Genomic DNA, 14,711 nt, shown 5'->3' with positions numbered 1-14,711 from the left:
AAAGGAAACCTGAATCATGCAAGTCATTCTGCTTGAACGCGTACCGAAGCTTGGCCAGATGGGCGAAACCGTCAAGGTCCGCGACGGCTTTGCCCGTAACTACCTTCTGCCGCTCGGCAAGGCTCTCCGCTCCAACGAAGCCAACAAGAAGCGCTTCGAATCCGAGCGCGCCACTCTCGAAGCCCGCAACCTCGAGCGCAAGGGCGAAGCCCTGAAGGTCGCCGAAGTCCTCGACGGCAAGTCCTTCGTCGTCGTGCGCGCCGCCGGCGAAACCGGCCAGCTCTACGGCTCCGTCGCTGCCCGTGACATCGTCGACGCGCTGGCTGCCGAAGGCTTCACCATCGGCCGCAATCAGGTCGACCTCAACACGCCGATCAAGGAAATCGGCCTGCACAAGGTCTCGCTGCACCTGCATGCGGAAGTCGAAGTTTCGGTTGAACTGAACGTTGCCCGCTCCGCTGAAGAAGCCAGCCGCCAGTCCCAGGGCGAAAGCCTCACCTCGGCCGACGCCATCTACGGCGTCGACGAAGATGCGCTGCGTCCGGAAGACTTCTTCGATCCGGAAGCCGACGGCGCCGGCGACGACGAATAAGCTTCGTTCCAAAGACTGTTCAAAGAGCGCCCGGGCCGACAAGGTCCGGGCGTTTTTTTGTCTTTTTCGGGCTATAAAAGAGAGTGATCCCCCGAGTCGATTCGCTCCGGGAACACAGTCAAACGGATTTACGGTTTCCGACCGTTTTTCGCTTCGCAGCGCAGTTTTGCCTGTGAACTACTGTGGGAATCAATATTGCCGTTTCGTGACAGGCCAGACACCTCTAAGGGTACTGCCGGGGTACAGGGACAGAACGGAAAACACCATGAACGACGCAGTACGCAAGCTCGCCAACATCCAGCCGGCAGAGCCGCATTACCGCGAAGCCCCGAACAATATCGAGGCCGAACAGGCGCTTCTCGGCGCGATCCTGGTCAATAACGACGCCTATTACCGCGTCTCCGATTTTCTCAAGCCCGTCCATCTCTACGAGCCGCTGCACCGCAAGATCTTCGAGGTCGCCGGCGATATCATTCGGATGGGCAAGACCGCCAATCCGGTGACGATCAAGACCTTCCTGCCCGCCGACGACAAGGTCGGCGATCTGACGGTGGCGCAATATCTCGCGCGCCTCGCCTCCGAAGCCGTGTCGATCATCAACGCGGAAGACTACGGCCGGGCGATCTACGACCTGGCGCTCCGCCGCGCGCTGATCACCATCGGCGAGGACATGGTCAACATCGCCTTTGACGCGCCGCTCGACATGCCGCCGCAGACGCAGATCGAGGATACCGAACGCCGGCTGTTCGAGCTCGCGGAAAACGGTCGCTACGACGGCGGCTTCCAGTCGTTCAACGATGCGGTGGCGCTTGCCATCGACATGGCCGGCCAGGCCTTCGAGCGCGACGGCCATCTTTCCGGTGTCTCGACCGGCATCATGTCTCTCGACAGCAAGATGGGCGGGCTTCAGCGTTCCGACTTGATCGTGCTTGCAGGACGCCCCGGCATGGGCAAGACCTCGCTCGCCACCAACATCGCCTATAACATTGCCGCCTCCTACGAACCGGAAGTCCAGCCGGATGGATCGTTCAAGGCCAAGAACGGCGGCGTCGTCGGCTTCTATTCGCTCGAAATGTCGGCCGAGCAGCTCGCCACCCGTATCATCTCCGAGCAGACGGAAGTCTCCTCGTCAAAGATCCGCCGCGGTGACATTACCGAGGCCGATTTCGAAAAGCTCGTCGCCTGCTCACAGATGATGCAGAAGGTGCCGCTGTTCATCGACCAGACCGGCGGTATCTCGATCGCCCAGCTTTCCGCCCGCGCCCGCCGCCTCAAGCGCCAGCGCGGCCTCGACTGCCTGGTGGTCGACTATATCCAGCTGATGACCGGCTCGGGCAAGTCGGGCGAGAACCGCGTCCAGGAAATCACCCAGATCACAACGGGTCTGAAAGCGCTCGGCAAGGAGCTGAACGTGCCGATCATCGCGCTGTCGCAGCTCTCGCGCCAAGTGGAAAGCCGCGACGACAAACGCCCGCAGCTCTCCGACCTTCGCGAATCGGGCTCGATCGAGCAGGACGCCGACGTCGTGCTTTTCGTGTTCCGCGAGGAATATTACGTGAAGAACATGGAACCCCGCGACATCGCCGACCCGAAATATCCCGAATGGGAAGTGCTGATGGACAAGGTCAAGGGCACGGCGGACGTGATCATCGCCAAGCAGCGCCACGGACCGACCGGCACCGTCAAGCTCGCCTTCCAGTCGGAATACACCCGCTTCGCCGATCTGGCCGACCCGAGCTTTACACAGTACGAAGAGCATTGATCGAGGCGGTCGCATTCTCTCTTCTCCCCGGCGGGGAGAAGATGCCCGAAGGGCAGATGAGGGGGCCTTGCGGCAAACTCGACTTATTTTGGCTGGCGCCCCCTCATCCGGCTGCCGCCACCTTCTCCCCGCTGGGGAGAAGAGACATGCCGCGGCATGCGGATTTCGACCTACGCAGCGTTGCCTGAATTCCCGACGGCCTAAAGATTGTGCAGCGCGAAAGATTTTGCGGGCGCGGTCTTTTTCCTGCCTTCGAAACCGGTAGGATCGCTGCAACCGTTCTCATGCCCCCGATCCTCATGCCCTACGAGCCGACATGACCGATTTCGACAGCGAGCTTTCCTATCCCGACGATTTCGACATTGCGCCCGTCCGGCTGACGGTCGATCTGGGTGCGCTTGCCGACAATTGGCGGGAGATGGCGCGGCGTTCGGGAACGGCGCGGACGGCGGCTGTCGTCAAGGCGGATGCCTACGGGCTCGGGCTCGAGGATTGCGGCATAACGCTTTACGAGGCCGGCGCCCGGGATTTCTTCGTCGCTGTCGCGCGAGAAGGCGTGACGCTGCGCGCCTATGCACCCGACGCCCGCATCTATGTTCTCTCCGGGATATGGCCCGGCCAGGAGGCGATGTTCTTCGAACACGATCTGGTGCCGGTTCTGGCCTCGGAAGAACAACTCGCCTTCTGGATGTCGGTGACATCGGAATATGGCGACCATCCCTGCGCTTTGCAGGTGGATACCGGCTTCAACCGTCTCGGCCTGCCGCTTGAGGATGCGATCGCCTTTGCTGACGACGTGTCGCGGCCGGCAAGCTTCTCGCCGGTCCTGGTGCTGTCGCATCTCCATAGCGGCGACACGCCCTCCTCGCCCCTCAACCAGAAACAGCTTTCGGCTTTCCGGAAGGTCGCGGAGGCTTTCGAAGGAATCGAGACGAGCCTTTCGGCTTCCGCCGGGATCTTTCTGGGGCCGGACTATCATTTCGATCTCACCCGCCCGGGCATCGCGCTTTATGGCGGCGAGGCTGTCGTTGGGGTACCGAACCCGATGAAGCCGGTTGCCAAGGCGGAAGCGCGCATCATCCAGATCCGCGACGGGAAAAAGGGCGAGACGGTGAGTTACGGCGGCACCTACCAGCTCTCCCGCGACAGCCGGCTGGCGATCGTTTCCGCGGGTTATGCGGACGGCTACAGCCGAGCGCTCTCCGGCTCCGGCGTGCCGCTTCGCAAGACGGTCGCCCAGGGCGGTTTCGGCTTCGTCGCCGGCCGCAAGGTTCCGGTCATCGGCCGCATCACCATGGACCTGACGATCTTCGACGTCACCGACATCCCGGCATCGGAGATCCAGGCCGGCGACTATGTCGAACTGTTCGGTCCGAACATAGATCTCGACGACGTCGCCCGCGCCGCCGGCACGATCGGCTACGAACTGCTGACCAGCCTCGGTCTGCGCTACGAGCGGCGTTATCTATATCCCGAGGATTGATCGGCGCTCGCTTGCCTCTTGGAAGCGGAAATCCCTCGTGCTATACGAGAACAAAAGGAGATCGAAATGACCGAGATCCATCTGAGCGAGAAACAGCGGGCGTTTATCGACGCCCAAGTCGAGGCCGGAGTCTACAAGGATGCCAGCGAGGTTGTTGCGGCCGGTTTGCGCCAGCTTCAAGAAAAAACGGAAACGCTGAAGCGATTGATCCAGGAAGGGCTGGACGATGTCGAAGCGGGCCGAGTGATGAGTTTTGAAAACGGCGAGGAATTGACGGCGCACATTCTCAAGATGGCAGAGGAACGGAAGAATGCAAGCGCGCCGTCTCAACGTGTCCCAACGCGCGCTGACCGATCTTCTGGAAGATTATGAGTATACCTCGCAATTCAATCCGATAGCCGCAAGACGCCTGCTGGACGAGCTCAATGCCAAGATGGCCTCGTTGGCGGAACTCGGCCTTACCGGCAGTTCCCGAGAATTCGTTCCTGGATTGCGGGCCTTCCCCTTTCGCGGCAGGTGCATCTATTTCGTGATCGACGAAACGACGATGCATGTCCTGCGCGTTCTTCACGGACATCAGGACGTTTCTGCCGACAACTTCCCAACCGACGAAACCTGAATTCCCCATGGCAAAAGCAAAAACCCAATTCGTGTGCCAGAACTGCGGCACGGTGCATAACCGCTGGGCCGGCAAGTGTGACGGCTGCGGCGAGTGGAACACCATTATCGAAGACGACCAGATGGGCGGCATCGGTGGAGGCCCCGGCAAGGTGCCGAAGAAGGGCCGTGCCGTGGCACTCACCACATTGTCCGGCGAGACCGAGGAAGCGCCGCGCATCTTCACCGGCATTTCCGAACTCGACCGGGCGACCGGCGGCGGGTTCGTGCGCGGTTCGGCGGTGCTGGTCGGCGGTGATCCGGGCATCGGCAAGTCGACGCTCCTGATGCAGGCGGCGGCGGCCCTTTCCCGCCGCGGCCACCGGATCATCTATGTCTCGGGCGAAGAGGCGGTGGCGCAGGTGCGGCTGCGTGCCCAGCGGCTGGATGCCGCCGATACAGAAGTGCTGCTCGCGGCCGAAACCAATGTCGAGGACATTCTCGCCACGATCGGCGACGGCAAGCGCCCCGACCTCGTCATCATCGATTCGATCCAGACGTTATGGAGCGACACGGCCGATTCGGCGCCGGGCACCGTCACCCAGGTGCGCACCGGCGTGCAGGCGATGATCCGGTTTGCCAAGCAGACCGGTGCCGCCATGGTCCTTGTCGGCCACGTCACCAAGGAAGGCCAGATCGCCGGCCCGCGCGTCGTCGAGCACATGGTCGATGCGGTCCTCTATTTCGAAGGCGACCGCGGCCACCACTACCGCATCCTGCGCACCGTCAAGAACCGATTTGGCCCGACCGACGAGATCGGCGTCTTCGAAATGTCCGACAAGGGGCTTCGCGAAGTCACCAATCCGTCCGAACTTTTCCTCGGCGAGCGCAACTCGAAATCGCCAGGTGCCGCGGTCTTTGCCGGCATGGAGGGCACACGGCCGGTTCTGGTCGAGGTGCAGGCGCTGGTGGCGCCCACCTCGCTCGGCACGCCGCGCCGCGCCGTGGTCGGCTGGGATTCGTCGCGCCTGTCGATGATTCTCGCGGTCCTCGAGGCCCATTGCGGCGTCAAGCTCGGACAGCACGACGTGTATCTCAACGTCGCGGGCGGTTATCGCATCACCGAGCCTGCGGCCGACCTTGCGGTCGCTTCCGCACTGGTATCCTCGCTTGCCGGTCTTGCTCTGCCGGCCGATTGCGTCTATTTCGGCGAAATCAGCCTCTCGGGCGCGGTGCGGCCGGTTTCGCAGACCGCGCAACGCCTTAAGGAAGCTGAGAAACTTGGTTTTGCAGGAGCGATGCTGCCGGCCACGTCCGCGGAGGTGCCGAAGGGCGCGAACGGACGCTGGGTGACGATCGAGGACCTGCCGGATTTGGTATCCCGCATCGCGGGTTCCGCCGCCAAGCTGAGACAAACGCCGGAAGATGATTGATCTTCCGTTAACAAGCCCGCTGATGTATGACGGCTGCGGTAAGGCGGGGCGCCGGGCTTGAAGCCGGCAAGTCTTGAAGTCGGCAAGTCTGGAGTAGATCATATATGCCCATCACGATTTTCGATGGTATCGTCATCGCTGTGACGCTGTTTTCCGCCGTTCTCGCCATGGTTCGCGGTTTTTCGCGAGAGGTGCTGTCGATCGCAAGCTGGGCTGGCTCAGTCGCCGCCGCCTATTACCTCTACCCCCTGGTTCTGCCCTATGTGAAGCCGCACCTGAGTGACGAGCGCATCGCGATCGCCGCGTCCGCCGGTGCCATCTTCCTGATCGCGTTGATCATCATCTCGTTCATCACCACAAGGATCGCCGATTTCATCATCGACAGCCGCATCGGCGCGCTCGACCGGACGCTCGGTTTCCTGTTCGGCGCCGCCCGCGGCATCCTGCTGCTCGTCGTGGCCGTCGCATTCTGGAACTGGCTGGTGGCCGTCAATGCCCAGCCGACCTGGGTAACGCAGGCGAAATCGAAGCCGTTCCTCGACACGCTCGTCGCCCGCCTCGAAGCCGTGCTGCCCGCCGATATCGAGCCGCAGATCCGCGCCCGCATCCTCGGCCGCGGGGCAGCGCCAACCGATGGCGCTCCGGCTCAGGATCAACCGACGGCAGACGACGCGCCTGCGACAAATAATTGACGCGATCTTGCGCTTGATGCAGCGCAAAACGTCACCATTTGTGGTATCATTCGCATTCAAGTGAAAACAGGCTGGTTTCCGGGGAGGTTCTCCCCGGCCGGCCTTTCCATTTTTCCGACAGGGACAGGTTGTCCACAGGGATAAGGGGCCAAGATGAATCAGGCGGTTTCCGAGACGTTCGCCGAAGACAGCGTCAACGAGTGGGATGGCGATACGCTGCATGAAGAATGCGGCGTGTTCGGCATTCTCGGCCATCCCGAGGCTGCGACGCTAACGGCGCTCGGGCTGCACGCCCTGCAGCATCGCGGTCAGGAAGCGGCCGGCATCGTCTCCTTCGACGGCTTGCGCTTCCATTCAGAACGCCGCATGGGCCTCGTCGGCGACCATTATACCGATCCCGTCACCCTTGCCCGCCTGCCCGGCAATATCGCGATTGGCCACAACCGCTATTCGACCACCGGCGAAGTGGCGCTGCGCAACGTCCAGCCGCTGTTTGCCGAACTCGAAGTCGGTGGTATCGCGGTCGCCCATAACGGCAATTTCACCAACGGCCTGACCCTGCGCCGGCAGCTGATCGCCGGCGGCGCCATCTGTCAGTCGACCTCCGATACCGAAGTCGTCCTGCATCTCATCGCCCGCTCCCGTTATTCGTCGACCGCGGACCGGTTCATCGACGCGATCCGGCAGATGGAAGGCGGCTATTCGATGCTCGCCGTCACCCGCACCAAGCTGATCGCCGCGCGCGACCCCACCGGCATCCGCCCGCTGGTCATGGGCGAACTCGACGGCAAGCCGATCTTCGCGTCCGAGACCTGCGCGCTCGACATCATCGGCGCCAAGTTCGTCCGCGACGTGGAGAACGGCGAAGTCATCATCTGCGAAATCCAGGCGGACGGCTCCATCTCGATCGACGCCCGCAAGGCCGGCAACGGCCAGCCGGAACGGCTCTGCCTGTTCGAATACGTCTATTTCGCCCGCCCCGATTCCGTCGTCGGCGGCCGCAGCGTCTATGTGGCGCGCAAGAACATGGGCATCAACCTCGCCAAGGAAGCGCCGGTCGAAGCCGACGTCGTCGTGCCCGTGCCGGATGGCGGCACGCCTGCTGCTCTCGGCTACGCCCAGGAAAGCGGCATTCCGTTCGAATACGGCATCATCCGCAACCACTATGTCGGCCGCACCTTCATCGAGCCGACCCAGCAGATCCGCGCCTTCGGCGTCAAGCTCAAGCATTCCGCCAACCGGGCGATGATCGAGGGCAAGCGGGTCGTGCTGGTCGACGATTCGGTGGTGCGCGGCACCACGTCGCTGAAGATCGTCCGAATGATCCGCGATGCCGGCGCCAAGGAAGTGCATCTGCGCGTCGCCAGCCCGATGATCTATTACCCGGATTTCTACGGCATCGACACGCCGGACCGCGACAAGCTGCTTGCCAACCAGTACGACAGCCTGGAAGCCATGTGCCAATATATCGGCGCGGACAGCCTCGAATTCCTGTCGATCAACGGCCTCTACCGTGCCGTCGGCGGCGAAGACCGCAACAACGCCCGCCCGCAATTCACCGACCATTACTTCACCGGTGATTACCCCACCCGCCTGCTCGACAAGGACGGCGAGACGATGGGCCGCAAGGTTTCGGTACTGGCCAGCAACGGGTGAGACGAGCTTCCTCCCTGAAGCTGAAATTAAGCGCCGAGCCAGTTCGCCGCACCCACATCGGGAGCCGTGAAAGCCTCTCCCGCGCGCAAGGACTTGCGCGCACCGGATCGCTGTGACAAGCACAGGGCTACGGAGAGCGAGGCCGGGCTCCTGCGACAAGCAGCTGTCGCCTCCTCCACCAACATCCATCGGCGACTGTAATGACCGTCGCGCGCATTGCATTTGAGGGCGGAAAATCATGAATATCGATCTGAAGGGCAGGATCGCGCTGGTGACCGGCGCATCGCGGGGCATCGGCTATTTCACGGCGCTGGCACTCGCGAAAGCCGGCGCGCATGTGATCGCCACCGCGCGCACCGTCGGCGGCCTCGAGGATCTTGACGATGCGATCAAGGCGGCCGGCGGCACCGCCACGCTGGTTCCCTTCGACATCACCGACATGGCGGCGATCGACAAGCTCGGCGCCTCGATCTATGAGCGCTGGGGCAAGCTCGACATCCTCGTGGCGAACGCCGGCATCCTCGGCGTCATCTCGCCGCTCGGCCATATCGAGGCGAAGGTGTTCGAGAAGGTAATGCTGACCAACGTCACCGCCACCTGGCGACTGATCCGCTCGGTCGAGCCGCTGCTGACGAAATCCGATGCCGGCCGCGCGCTGATCCTGTCGTCCGGCGTCGCCTCCAAGGCGCCGGCTTTCTGGGGGGCCTATTCGATCTCCAAGGCGGCGGTCGAGAACATGGCCCGCATCTGGGCTGCCGAGACCGCCCACACGCCGCTCAAGGTCAACATCGTCAATCCCGGCGCCACCCGCACCGCCATGCGCGCCCAGGCCATGCCCGGCGAAGACCCCGAAACCCTGCCGCACCCGTCGGAAGTCGCCCAAAAGATCCTCTTCCTCGCCTCCCCCGATCTTCAGGATACTGGTCGCCTGTTCGTCGTGCGCGACAACAAGTTCGCGGATTTTCGCGCGCCGGAATAGAGGCGACCGCTCGCCGCAAGAAGCCTGGATGATGCAACCGCACCTTACCGACGAGCAAAGAGAGCAAGCGACGGCGACCGCCAATCTCGTCGCCGCGGCGATGGCCCGCCTTCATCGCGAACATGGGGACGCCGCCGTCATGGAGGCAATGCGGCTGATCAGCTCCGCCATGACCGACGACGCGCGGCGCAGGTCCATCGCCCAGGCCCTGCTCGACAACAGCAACCCGCCGACCGAAAGAGGCCGCTGAGGCGGCAGAACCCCGGACGCCGGCGCGCGTTTGCAACCCTGCCCTCCTCCTCCGAATTGCCATGACCGATACCCCATGTTTGAAAATCCGATTTTCTGCTATGCTGCAGGTCCTGCGATAGGGCGCAGGAACTTCATATTTCGGGGGAATATCTGATGAGAAACATCGCCTTCTATTTCTTCGGCGCGGCTGTGCTCTGTGTCACCGTCGGCATGTTCTGGGGCATTCACATGGCCATCTCCGGCGACCATCTGATGGCGCCGGCGCATGCCCATCTGAACCTGGTCGGCTGGACGACGATGGGGCTTTTCGGCCTCTACTACACGGTGACCCCGGCGGCTGCCGATACCGTGCTGTCGAAGATCCATCTCGGCTTTGCGGTTCTCGGCGTGCTCTGTATCGTGCCGGGCATCGCGATGGCGGTGTCCTCGGGCGGCGAGGCGCTTGCCGCGATCGGCTCGATCCTCACCGTCGTGTCGATGCTGATCTTTCTGTTCACCGTCGCCAGAAACGGCATCGGCCGCAAGACGGCGTAAGGCCGGTTTCGGAGATCCCGCGCGGGCAAAGCCCACTTGACCAAACGGCTTGCCCGCGCCATAACCACCTCCATGAAAACGGCGATTTCCATTTGTGGGATCATTATCCGCTAGCGTTCGCGCTGGCCCGGCCGTTTTCGTCTCTCGAAAAGCCTTGAAGACAAACGACCCGGCCGGAGCCGGATGCTTTCGTGTCTCCTGAACGCGAAAGCATCCGGCTCCTAGTTGATAGTGAGAGCGGGATGTCGTCCGAAAACCGCGTACACTTTTCGGCATCCCGCCCAGCCGGATGCTTGCCGTGCGAGACTTTGGGGAGATTTTTCGATGAGCATTTCGCTGAGGTTCTACAATACGCTGACCCGTGAAAAGACGGCGTTCGCGCCGATCGACCCCCAGAACGTACGCATGTATGTCTGCGGCCCGACGGTCTACGACTACGCCCATATCGGCAATGCCCGACCGGCCATCGTCTTCGACGTGCTTTTCCGGCTGCTCCGCCATGTCTATGGCGAGGCCCACGTCACCTATGCCCGCAACATCACCGACGTCGACGACAAGATCAATGCGCGGGCGCTGCGCGACCATCCCGGCCTGCCGCTCAACGAGGCGATCCGCCTCGTCACGGAAAAGACCGAGACGCAGTACCACGAGGACATCGCCCTGCTCGGCAATCTCGAACCGACCGTCGAGCCGCGCGCCACCGACACCATTGCCGAGATGATCGAGATCATCGAAAAGCTGATCGGCAACGGCCATGCCTATGTGGCAAAAGGCGAAGTGCTGTTCGACACCAAGTCGATGGCCGACTACGGCCAGCTTTCCAAACGTCCGCTCGACGAACAGCAGGCCGGCGCCCGCATCGCGGTCGATGCGCACAAGAAAAACCCGAGCGATTTCGTGCTGTGGAAGCTCTCCTCCCACAACGAACCCGGCTGGGAAAGCCCCTGGGGCCGCGGTCGTCCGGGCTGGCATATCGAGTGCTCGGCGATGAGCCGGCGTTATCTCGGCGAAGTGTTCGACATCCATGGCGGCGGGCTCGACCTGATCTTCCCGCACCATGAGAACGAGATCGCCCAGTCGCGCTGCGCCCACGGCACCGAGGTGATGGCGAATGTCTGGATGCATAACGGCTTCGTGCAGGTCGAAGGCCGCAAGATGTCGAAGTCCGAGGGCAATTTCATCACCATCTACGACCTGCTGCACACCGAGAAATTCGGCGGCCGCCAATGGCCGGGCGAGGTGCTGCGGCTTGCCATGCTGATGACGCACTATCGCGAGCCGATCGATTTTTCGGTGAAGCGGCTGGAAGAGGCCGAGCGCCTTCTCGCCAAATGGCCGGCGGCGGAAGCCTCCGGTGCCACGCCCTGCGATACGGTGATCAACGCGCTTGCCGACGACCTCAACACGGTTGCCGCCGTGCAGGCGCTGCACGCGCTGGCGCAAGAGGCCCACGGCGACCCGGACGCACTTGCGGTGTTTGCCGCCAGTGCCGCGTTTCTCGGCGTACTGCCTGAGAAAACCGAGGTCGACGAGGCACTGGCGTCCGCCGTCGATGCCCTGGTCGCCCTGCGGCTCGAAATGCTGAAGGCGAAAAATTTCGCCGAGGCCGACAAGATCCGCAACGAACTGTCGGACAAGGGCATCCAGCTGAAAGACGGCAAGGACCCGGCAACGGGTGAGAGGGTGACGACCTGGGAGGTGAAGCGCTAAGCTTCATCTCCCGAACAACGCGCGAGGAGCCAAGCGGTGATCGATCACATGGGTATCAAGGTCGCGGATTTCGACCGCGCCAAAGCATTCTACGACGCAGCCTTCGCGCCGCTCGGTGCCTCGCTGCTTTACATGGTTCCGGCTGAATATACGGGTGGCGCCAAGGTCGGCGGCTACGGGCGCGAGCGGCCGATCTATTGGCTCCATGAGGATAAGCCGGTTCTTGGTCACTCCCAGCATGTCGCGTTTACCGCCAACAGCCGCGCCGAGGTGGACGCCTTCTACGAAGCCGCAATCGCCGCCGGCGGCCGCGACAACGGTCCGCCCGGCCTGCGGACGCATTACCACCCGAACTATTACGGCGCCTTCGTCTTCGACCCCGATGGCAACAATATCGAGGCAGTGTGTCATGTGCAGGAAGGAACCCAAGGATGAGCGCAGCGATCCACACCGGTGGGTGTCAGTGCGGGGCGGTGCGCTACCGGGCAAAGGGCGAGATCGGATTTCCGCATCTGTGCCATTGCCGCATGTGCCAGAAGGCGGCGGGCAATTATTTCATGCCGCTCGGCGGGGTGATGCATGAAAATTTCAAGCTGACGCGCGGCGAGCCGGCGTGGTTCCGGTCGTCGGAAACCGTGCGGCGCGGGTTCTGCGAGAAATGCGGCACGCCGCTCTTTTATGACGGGTCGAGCGATCATATGAGCATCACGCTCGGTTCGCTCGACGATCCGCAATCGGTGAAGCCGGAGCTGCAGACCAATCTTACCCACAAGATGTCCTGGTTCGGCGAGCTCGACCACCTGCAACACGACATCGCCATGGACATGACCGAGGAACAGGAAAAGACTGTCTCGGCCAGCTGCAACCAGCACCCCGACCACGACACCGAGGTCTGGCCTCCAGGCAATCGACATGCGGAGGGCCAATCATGAGCGAAACCATCCGAACCGGCGGCTGCCAATGCGGCGCGATCCGCTTCCGGCTTGAAGGCGAGCCGTTCGATTCCTCGGTCTGCCATTGCCGCATGTGCCAGAAGGCCTTCGGCGCCTATTACGCGCCGCTGGTGGCGACCGGCGAGGCGAAGCTCACCTGGACGCGCGGCGAGCTGAAATATTTCCAGTCGTCGAACCACGTCCGGCGCGGCTTCTGCGGAGATTGCGGCACGCCGATGACCTACGAGGCGGCGGACGGGATCGCGATCTCCGCCGGCAGCTTCGACGATCCGACCCTGCTGCCGCCGGTCGTGCAGTTCGGCGTCGAGGGCAAGCTTCCCTTCGTCGACCGGCTGTCCGAATTGCCGGCGCGCCACACGATGGACGACATCGACACCGCCCCCTTCCTGGCCGATATCGTCTCCTACCAGCATCCCGACCACGACACCGAAATCTGGCCGCCGGAGAGCGGTCCGCCAGAAAACCAGCCACCGGAGAACAAGCGATGAGCGAAACCCTTAGAACAGGCGGCTGCCAGTGCGGCGCCGTGCGCTTCCGGATCCATGGTGAACTCGGCCGCGCCTCGATCTGCCATTGCCGCATGTGCCAGAAGGCCTTCGGCGGCTTTTTCGGGCCGCTGGTCACCGTGCCGAAGGACGGTGTCGAATGGACCCGCGCCGAGCCGAAATATTTCCAGTCCTCGGTCAATATCGACCGCGGTTTCTGCGAGAATTGCGGCACGCCGCTCACCTACCGCTATCCGGGCGGGCTGGACCTGGCGATCGGAGCCTTCGACAAGCGCGACGATCTCGCCCCGAAAATCCAGGTGAACTACGCCTCGCATATCCCGTGGGTGACGACGATCTTCGACCAGCCGGTCCGCGACAGCGGCGAGGACGCCGTCCAGCAGGAGCAGATCATCTCCTTCCAGCATCCCGATCACGATACTGAAAACTGGCCGGCAAAGGGTCTCCATCTATGACCGAAGTTCTGCGTACCCTCTACCCCGAGATCGAACCCTACGCGACAGGCCGGCTCGATGTCGGCGACGGTCATGTGATCTACTGGGAGCGGGTCGGCAAGCCGGGCGCGAAGCCCGCCGTCTTCCTGCATGGCGGCCCCGGCGGCGGCTGCAACCCCAACCAGCGCCGGCTCTTCAACCCGGACCTCTACGACGTGGTGCTGTTCGACCAGCGCGGCTGCGGTCGTTCCACCCCGCATGCAAGCCTCGAGGCCAACACGACCTGGCACCTGGTCGCCGATATCGAACGGCTGCGCGAAATGGTCGGCGTCGACAAATGGCAGGTGTTCGGCGGTTCCTGGGGCTCGACCCTGGCGCTCGCCTATGCAGAAACCCATCCCGAGCGGGTCACCGAACTTCTGGTGCGCGGCATTTATACCCTGACCCGGCCGGAGCTCGACTGGTACTACCAGTTCGGCGTCTCGGAAATGTTCCCGGACAAGTGGGAAGCCTTCGTCGCCCCCATTCCCGAAGCCGAGCGCCACGAGATGATGGCCGCCTATCACCGCCGCCTCACCGGCACCGACAAGGCCGAGCAGATCCGCTGCGCCAAGGCGTGGAGCGTCTGGGAGGGCTCGACCATCACGCTTCTGCCGAGCCCCGAGCTGGCGTCGGACCATGACGACGACCATTTCGCGCTCGCCTTCTCTCGCATCGAGAACCACTTCTTCATGAATGCCGGCTGGCTGGAAGACGGGCAACTCCTGCGCGACGCCACGAAGCTCAGGGGCATTCCCGGCGTCATCGTGCACGGCCGCTACGACATGCCCTGCCCGCTGAAATATGCCTGGCAGCTCTCTAAAGTCTGGACGGACGCGGATTTCCACATCATCGAGGGCGCCGGGCATGCTGTTTCGGAACCCGGCATCACCGACCAGCTGATCCGCGCGACGGACCGGTTTGCGGGGAAGATTTGACCGGTGTTCCTGCAGCCCCCTCACCCGGCCTCCGCTTCGCTCGGCCACCCTCTCCCCGCTGGGGAGAGGAAGAACGGCAACGGTGCGGCATATCTTCTTCTCCCCGGCGGGGAGAAGGTGGCGGCAGCCGGATGAGGGGGGTCGTGAAATT

The 14,711-nt window shown here is 63.0% G+C and carries 17 protein-coding genes; all 17 read left to right on the top strand.

The genetic code is table 11. The features are described from left to right. Positions 1–16: 16 nt before the first annotated feature. The 17 genes from rplI (at position 17) to pip (ending at position 14,560) form a co-directional block, all read left to right on the top strand. The gene (gene rplI / locus ACSQ3G_RS04570) at positions 17–592 is read left to right on the top strand and encodes a 50S ribosomal protein L9 (RefSeq protein ID WP_105402905.1); all 576 of its coding nucleotides are present in this window, start codon (positions 17–19) and stop codon (positions 590–592) included. A gap of 265 nt (positions 593–857) precedes the next feature. Next, positions 858–2,354 carry a replicative DNA helicase gene (locus ACSQ3G_RS04565; protein ID WP_046605633.1) on the top strand — a complete coding sequence of 499 codons (1,497 nt, stop codon included), beginning with the start codon at positions 858–860 and terminating at the stop codon, positions 2,352–2,354. Positions 2,355–2,670: 316 nt separating this feature from the next. Continuing rightward, on the top strand, positions 2,671–3,837 hold the full coding sequence (alr, locus tag ACSQ3G_RS04560) for an alanine racemase (protein ID WP_436109210.1): 1,167 nt from the start codon (positions 2,671–2,673) through the stop codon (positions 3,835–3,837). A gap of 66 nt (positions 3,838–3,903) precedes the next feature. Beyond that, a complete protein-coding gene (locus tag ACSQ3G_RS04555; protein ID WP_436109209.1) occupies positions 3,904–4,209 on the top strand; it encodes a type II toxin-antitoxin system ParD family antitoxin in 306 nt (101 codons plus the stop codon). Next, positions 4,148–4,456: a type II toxin-antitoxin system RelE/ParE family toxin gene (locus ACSQ3G_RS04550; protein WP_436109208.1), complete on the top strand. Its 309-nt coding sequence runs from the start codon at positions 4,148–4,150 to the stop codon at positions 4,454–4,456. Before ACSQ3G_RS04555 ends, ACSQ3G_RS04550 begins: the two co-directional genes overlap by 62 nt. 7 nt (positions 4,457–4,463) lie before the next feature. After that, a complete protein-coding gene (radA, locus tag ACSQ3G_RS04545; protein WP_436109207.1) occupies positions 4,464–5,867 on the top strand; it encodes a DNA repair protein RadA in 1,404 nt (467 codons plus the stop codon). A 104-nt stretch (positions 5,868–5,971) separates the two neighbouring features. Continuing rightward, positions 5,972–6,559, top strand: coding sequence for a CvpA family protein (locus tag ACSQ3G_RS04540; RefSeq protein WP_436109206.1), 588 nt, complete (start codon positions 5,972–5,974; stop codon positions 6,557–6,559). A 153-nt stretch (positions 6,560–6,712) separates the two neighbouring features. Beyond that, the gene (gene purF / locus ACSQ3G_RS04535) at positions 6,713–8,215 is read left to right on the top strand and encodes an amidophosphoribosyltransferase (RefSeq protein ID WP_436109205.1); all 1,503 of its coding nucleotides are present in this window, start codon (positions 6,713–6,715) and stop codon (positions 8,213–8,215) included. Between the two features lie 238 nt (positions 8,216–8,453). Then, positions 8,454–9,194, top strand: a complete 741-nt coding sequence (locus ACSQ3G_RS04530) for an SDR family NAD(P)-dependent oxidoreductase (RefSeq protein WP_436109204.1) — start codon at positions 8,454–8,456, stop codon at positions 9,192–9,194. Positions 9,195–9,222: 28 nt separating this feature from the next. Further along, positions 9,223–9,444 carry a hypothetical protein gene (locus ACSQ3G_RS04525; RefSeq protein WP_046636453.1) on the top strand — a complete coding sequence of 74 codons (222 nt, stop codon included), beginning with the start codon at positions 9,223–9,225 and terminating at the stop codon, positions 9,442–9,444. Positions 9,445–9,599: 155 nt separating this feature from the next. Then, positions 9,600–9,980 (top strand): hypothetical protein, encoded by a 381-nt coding sequence (locus tag ACSQ3G_RS04520; protein WP_436109203.1) that lies wholly within the window; start codon positions 9,600–9,602, stop codon positions 9,978–9,980. A 324-nt stretch (positions 9,981–10,304) separates the two neighbouring features. After that, complete coding sequence (gene cysS, locus ACSQ3G_RS04515) at positions 10,305–11,690, top strand: cysteine--tRNA ligase (RefSeq protein WP_436109202.1); 1,386 nt, start codon at positions 10,305–10,307, stop codon at positions 11,688–11,690. A gap of 36 nt (positions 11,691–11,726) precedes the next feature. Beyond that, positions 11,727–12,125, top strand: coding sequence for a VOC family protein (locus ACSQ3G_RS04510; RefSeq protein ID WP_436109201.1), 399 nt, complete (start codon positions 11,727–11,729; stop codon positions 12,123–12,125). Next, positions 12,122–12,622: a GFA family protein gene (locus tag ACSQ3G_RS04505; protein WP_436109200.1), complete on the top strand. Its 501-nt coding sequence runs from the start codon at positions 12,122–12,124 to the stop codon at positions 12,620–12,622. Before ACSQ3G_RS04510 ends, ACSQ3G_RS04505 begins: the two co-directional genes overlap by 4 nt. After that, a complete protein-coding gene (locus ACSQ3G_RS04500; RefSeq protein WP_436109199.1) occupies positions 12,619–13,131 on the top strand; it encodes a GFA family protein in 513 nt (170 codons plus the stop codon). The genes ACSQ3G_RS04505 and ACSQ3G_RS04500 overlap by 4 nt, the downstream gene beginning before the upstream one ends. Further along, positions 13,128–13,604: a GFA family protein gene (locus ACSQ3G_RS04495; RefSeq protein ID WP_046667886.1), complete on the top strand. Its 477-nt coding sequence runs from the start codon at positions 13,128–13,130 to the stop codon at positions 13,602–13,604. Before ACSQ3G_RS04500 ends, ACSQ3G_RS04495 begins: the two co-directional genes overlap by 4 nt. After that, entirely contained in the window at positions 13,601–14,560 is a 960-nt protein-coding gene (gene pip, locus ACSQ3G_RS04490) for a prolyl aminopeptidase (RefSeq protein WP_436109198.1), read from the top strand. Before ACSQ3G_RS04495 ends, pip begins: the two co-directional genes overlap by 4 nt. The last annotated feature ends 151 nt before the right edge of the window (positions 14,561–14,711 follow it).

Origin of the sequence: Neorhizobium tomejilense, assembly GCF_964254135.1 — a bacterium.
Taxonomy (GTDB): domain Bacteria; phylum Pseudomonadota; class Alphaproteobacteria; order Rhizobiales; family Rhizobiaceae; genus Neorhizobium; species Neorhizobium tomejilense.
Note: the sequence above shows the minus strand (reverse complement) of the source record. Positions and strands in the feature narration are given on the sequence as shown.

Coding starts and splice junctions, on each gene's coding strand:
- rplI (WP_105402905.1), top strand. CDS start 17: ATGCAAGTCATTCTGCTTGAACGCGTACCGAAGCTTGGCCAGATGGGC.
- ACSQ3G_RS04565 (WP_046605633.1), top strand. CDS start 858: ATGAACGACGCAGTACGCAAGCTCGCCAACATCCAGCCGGCAGAGCCG.
- alr (WP_436109210.1), top strand. CDS start 2,671: ATGACCGATTTCGACAGCGAGCTTTCCTATCCCGACGATTTCGACATT.
- ACSQ3G_RS04555 (WP_436109209.1), top strand. CDS start 3,904: ATGACCGAGATCCATCTGAGCGAGAAACAGCGGGCGTTTATCGACGCC.
- ACSQ3G_RS04550 (WP_436109208.1), top strand. CDS start 4,148: ATGCAAGCGCGCCGTCTCAACGTGTCCCAACGCGCGCTGACCGATCTT.
- radA (WP_436109207.1), top strand. CDS start 4,464: ATGGCAAAAGCAAAAACCCAATTCGTGTGCCAGAACTGCGGCACGGTG.
- ACSQ3G_RS04540 (WP_436109206.1), top strand. CDS start 5,972: ATGCCCATCACGATTTTCGATGGTATCGTCATCGCTGTGACGCTGTTT.
- purF (WP_436109205.1), top strand. CDS start 6,713: ATGAATCAGGCGGTTTCCGAGACGTTCGCCGAAGACAGCGTCAACGAG.
- ACSQ3G_RS04530 (WP_436109204.1), top strand. CDS start 8,454: ATGAATATCGATCTGAAGGGCAGGATCGCGCTGGTGACCGGCGCATCG.
- ACSQ3G_RS04525 (WP_046636453.1), top strand. CDS start 9,223: ATGATGCAACCGCACCTTACCGACGAGCAAAGAGAGCAAGCGACGGCG.
- ACSQ3G_RS04520 (WP_436109203.1), top strand. CDS start 9,600: ATGAGAAACATCGCCTTCTATTTCTTCGGCGCGGCTGTGCTCTGTGTC.
- cysS (WP_436109202.1), top strand. CDS start 10,305: ATGAGCATTTCGCTGAGGTTCTACAATACGCTGACCCGTGAAAAGACG.
- ACSQ3G_RS04505 (WP_436109200.1), top strand. CDS start 12,122: ATGAGCGCAGCGATCCACACCGGTGGGTGTCAGTGCGGGGCGGTGCGC.
- ACSQ3G_RS04500 (WP_436109199.1), top strand. CDS start 12,619: ATGAGCGAAACCATCCGAACCGGCGGCTGCCAATGCGGCGCGATCCGC.
- ACSQ3G_RS04495 (WP_046667886.1), top strand. CDS start 13,128: ATGAGCGAAACCCTTAGAACAGGCGGCTGCCAGTGCGGCGCCGTGCGC.
- pip (WP_436109198.1), top strand. CDS start 13,601: ATGACCGAAGTTCTGCGTACCCTCTACCCCGAGATCGAACCCTACGCG.